Source organism: Micrococcus sp. GbtcB5 (assembly GCF_019091605.1).
In the GTDB taxonomy this organism is placed as follows: Bacteria; Actinomycetota; Actinomycetes; order Actinomycetales; family Micrococcaceae; genus Micrococcus; species Micrococcus luteus.
The window spans coordinates 1-263 of record NZ_JAGXJK010000234.1 but is presented as its reverse complement, the minus strand read 5'-3'; the positions used below and the strand labels follow the sequence as shown (position 1 = coordinate 263).

Annotated in this window: 1 pseudogene; it reads right to left on the bottom strand. The window is 77.6% G+C overall.

Annotated features, from left to right (window positions below):
• Window positions 1-263, bottom strand: a pseudogene (locus tag KVS67_RS12180) (DUF501 domain-containing protein); the annotation flags it as partial.

Genomic DNA, 263 nt, shown 5'->3' with positions numbered 1-263 from the left:
GGTCACCGGGCCGGCCACGCCGCCCACGCGCGCCACGCGTTCCAGCGGCAGGCGGGCGGCGGCGCCGCCGAGGAGACGGAGCGCGTCTGCGCGGGCCGCGGTGACCTCATCCGACGTCGGGGGGACGGAGCGCAGATGACGCTCGGTGAACCGCACGCAGCCCATGACCAGGCTGACCGCGCCCACGACCTCGCCCGCGGGCGTGCCGACGACCAGCACGGTGGAGCCGCCGCCGAGGTCCACGACGAGCACGAGGTCCTCCG